At 61.9% G+C, this 3,596-nt stretch carries 4 protein-coding genes and 1 pseudogene; 1 reads left to right on the top strand and 4 read right to left on the bottom strand.

Translation table 11 applies throughout. The features are described from left to right. On the bottom strand, nt 1–698 hold a 698-nt coding region (locus WA354_RS22890; protein WP_472815340.1), incomplete at its 3' end, for a TolB family protein. A 214-nt stretch (nt 699–912) separates the two neighbouring features. Here WA354_RS22890 and rpsT point away from each other — a divergent pair. Next, complete coding sequence (gene rpsT, locus WA354_RS22885) at nt 913–1,188, top strand: 30S ribosomal protein S20 (RefSeq protein ID WP_472815339.1); 276 nt, start codon at nt 913–915, stop codon at nt 1,186–1,188. 80 nt (nt 1,189–1,268) lie between these two features. Here rpsT and WA354_RS22880 read toward each other — a convergent pair whose 3' ends face one another. The 3 genes and pseudogenes from WA354_RS22880 to WA354_RS22870 all read right to left on the bottom strand — a co-directional run. Then, the gene (locus tag WA354_RS22880; protein ID WP_472815338.1) at nt 1,269–2,453 is read right to left on the bottom strand and encodes a thiolase family protein; all 1,185 of its coding nucleotides are present in this window, start codon (nt 2,451–2,453) and stop codon (nt 1,269–1,271) included. Nucleotides 2,454–2,565: 112 nt separating this feature from the next. Then, nucleotides 2,566–3,177 carry a hypothetical protein gene (locus tag WA354_RS22875; RefSeq protein WP_472815337.1) on the bottom strand — a complete coding sequence of 204 codons (612 nt, stop codon included), beginning with the start codon at nt 3,175–3,177 and terminating at the stop codon, nt 2,566–2,568. Nucleotide 3,178: 1 nt separating this feature from the next. Next, nucleotides 3,179–3,596, bottom strand: a pseudogene (locus WA354_RS22870) (3-hydroxyacyl-CoA dehydrogenase); the annotation flags it as partial.

Genomic DNA, 3,596 nt, shown 5'->3' with positions numbered 1-3,596 from the left:
CCGGAGCGATAGGTCCACGTGTCCTCATCGGACATGCAGTAGGCGACCACGCTCTTGCTGTCGGGAGTCCATTTGGGGCTGCCGCAGAATCCGCCGTGCTGGGAGATGCGCTTCAGGCCGGTGCCGTCGGGATGGACCAGGTAAATATCGACGATGTGGAGACGCTCCCATCGGCCTTTGGCGGGGCGAAGATCGCTGTCACGGTCTGAAGAAAAGGCGATCCACTGACCATCGGGAGACCAGGAGGGGCGAAAGTCTCCGCCGTCTCCTGAGGTAAGAGCCCTGACCCGATGAGAGGACGCGTCGAGGATCCAGAGATTGGCGCGTCCGCCGGCGCGCGTGGAGACAAAGACGATGTGTTTGCCGTCGGGAGAGAAGCCGGCCTGATCGTCATAGGCGGGATCGTCAGTGAGCCTCTCGAGCCCGGTCCCATCGGGATGAATGCGATAGAGATCGGCAGAACCGGCACGTTCAGAGGTGAAGACGATCCAATCGCCTTCCGCCGACCAGGAAGGGTTGTAATCCAGCGATCCGACGGGTGTCAGCGGCCGTTCCGCGGTGCCATCGGCGTTGGAAACAAAGAGGCTGGCCTCCGCCGGCCCCAATCGGGCGAAGATTACGCGATCCACGGCAAGACCTGGGAGGGACGTAGCGATCAGCGCGCCGAAGCAGGCGCAAAGAAGACGGAGACGAATCATCGATCACTCCGGAATTGAAGGGGGTCGGGGAAGGTGCACCGCGAGGATAGCACCTGGCGCTTCAGTGGGGCCAGAGGTCTCGCATCGGAAAGCGACAGATTGACCCAAACCCCGCTTTCCCGTAGACTAGGAAATTGCAAGGGATGCGGTGTGTCCGCATTCCGACCCGCACCAATTTCCCTGACAACTCAGGGCTTTAGATCAAGGAAGCTTAATGGCAAACCATGTATCGTCGCTGAAGCGCGCCCGCCAGACTGAAACCAAGACCGCTGTGAACCGCAACAACCGTACCCGCGTCCGCTCCAGCCTGCGCGCTCTGCGTGAAGCCATCGCCAAGGGCGATGTCAAGGCCGCCCAGGCGCAGTACCGTGAGACTGTTTCGGCTCTCGACAAGAGTGTCCAGAAGGGCGTTCTGCATTCAAACACCGTTTCCCGCTACAAGAGCCGCCTGAATGCACGGTTGAAGGCTCTATCGACGGCGAAAGCATAAGTTTTTTGGGGTGGCCGCAAGGCCATGAGCAGGTAACGGCCGGGAGCAATCCCGGCCGTTCCTTTTGCGCGAAAAGTCGTTCAATTCAGCAGTTCGAAGATGCCCGCCGCTCCCTGTCCCCCGCCCACGCACATTGTCACCATCCCGTAGCGCGCCTTCCGGCGTTTCATTTCCTGGAGTAGTGTGGCGGTGAGTTTAGCACCGGTGCAGCCCAGCGGGTGGCCCAGAGCGATGGCTCCGCCGTTGACGTTGACCTTTTGCGGATCGAGGCCGAGCTCGCGCATGACGGCCAGCGCCTGCGCGGCAAACGCCTCGTTGAACTCGATCAGGCCGATGTCGGCGAGTGCCAGCCCTGCCTTCTTGAGTGCCTTGGGCACGGCATATACCGGCCCCATGCCCATCTCTTCCGGGAGACAGCCCGCGACTGCGTATGCCACGAGTCGCGCCAGCGGCTGGATGCCGAGTTCCTGTGCGCGGGCCGCGTCCATGAGAACCGATGCGGCCGCTCCGTCGGAGGTCTGTGAGGAGTTGCCGGCAGTCACTGTGCCTTGTGCATGAAACACAGGTTTCAATGCAGCGAGCGCCTGGGCAGTCGTGTCGGCGCGAGGACCTTCGTCGGCAGAGAAGACGGAATCTGACGCAATGGGTTTGCCGGCTTTGGCGCCCGGAATGGCGTTGGTGACATTGACGGGCACCAACTCCTCGTCGAATCGGCCGGCTCGCTGTGCGGCAACTGCTTTCTGGTGGCTTGCGAGAGAGAAGGCATCCGCGTCTTCGCGTGAGATGTTGTAGTGCTTCGCGACGCGCTCGGCGGTCAGCCCCATGGTGAGCAGCGCAGCCGGATAGTTCTCGGCCAGCCAGGGATTCGGCCGGGGCTTGATGCCGCCCATCGGCAGCATGCTCATGGTCTCAGCCCCACCGGCGATCACCACACGTTGCACGCCGCTGCGGATGCGCATGTCGGCCTGGGCAATGGCTTCAAGGCCGGAGGCGCAGAGCCGGTTCACCGTCATGCCGGGCACGTCGGTGGGAAGCTGAGCCCGAAGCGCCGTCATGCGCGCCATGTTCCAGCCCTGCTCGCCTTCCTGCTGAGCGCAGCCAAGGATCACATCTTCGACTTCCGCCTTATCCAGCCCGGGAACCCGCTCCAGAGCATTGGTCAACGCCGCAGCGGCCAGATCGTCGGGACGTGTGGTGGATAAAGCGCCTTTGGGTGCGCGGCCCACTGGGGTACGAACGGCACTGACGAGTACGGCTTCGGGCATTGGTTACTCCAGGAAAACTGCAGAGAAACTCCAGGGAAACGCGGAAGGGTTCGTTAATATCCGCTGGCTCATTGTTAGACCGGGAGACCTTCGGCGGTCAAATACGCCGCGACTACTGCGGCGTATCGACCACCGTCCACGCGCTGTGGGTGTAGAAGTGATACACCGTCTTCTGGTTCAAAACTGTATCGGCAAGCGCGTCATGGTCAGGCGGCGGCGGACGATGTTCCATCCCCGCCTGCGCTTCGCGGACTTGCTGCGGCGAAGCGGAATCGATCCCCCAATCGAAGCCAAGGACATCGGAGGAACCATGCCGCTGCAGTCGCTGCAATTCCGGAACTGAAGCCAACGTCATCGGCTTGCTGGCTGTACGTGCAAAAAACACCAGCAGTTCCACATTGCCGTGCGCAGAGCAAAGTACGGCCCAGTCCGACGAGCCAGGATGGTCAAAGCTGGCGTTGATGACATTCTCCGGCCGATGCGCCTGGTAGGTCTGTGGAATCATGCAGCCACGCTGATCGAGGACTTCGGCAACTGCATCGGGCAGGTCGGGAAATGAACTCGCAGGCAGCCGGCGAATGAGATAGGAAGCGGTGCGTCCGTCTAAAGTGGTTTTGCCGGACTCGTTGAACTGCTGGGAACTGCCAGGGGCAGGAGTTGAGTCCTGTGCACGTACGAACACAAGCGATGTTGCCGAAAACAGAATGAGTGCTGCGACTTTCATTTCAATTGCGCAGTGGCTTGCCGGTCTTAAGTGTATACGCGATCCGCTCCTGCGTCTTGCGCTCGCCGCAGAGAGCGAGAAACGCTTCACGCTCCAAATCAAGCAGGTACTGCTCGCTGACCAGCGAACCGGCCGTGACTTTGCCGCCGCACAGGATGTACGCCACCCAGCGCGCGACCTTCATGTCGTGCTCGGACGCGAATCCTGCCTCGCCCATCAGAAAGACGCCCGTGTTTAACACGCCGAGCGACGCCGTGCCGGGCGCGGGAATCGTGCGCGGTTGCGGAGCCGTGTAACCAGCCTCTGCCAGCGCGACGGCCTGCGCCTTCGCATCCAACAAGAGCCGTTCGCGATTGAGCGTGATCCCGTCAGCGGGCAGCAGCAGACCGAGGGCTCGCGCTTCGGCCGCGGACGTCGAG

The organism is Occallatibacter sp. (assembly GCF_049802275.1).
GTDB lineage: Bacteria > Acidobacteriota > Terriglobia > Terriglobales > Acidobacteriaceae > Telmatobacter.
Note: the sequence above shows the minus strand (reverse complement) of the source record. Positions and strands in the feature narration are given on the sequence as shown.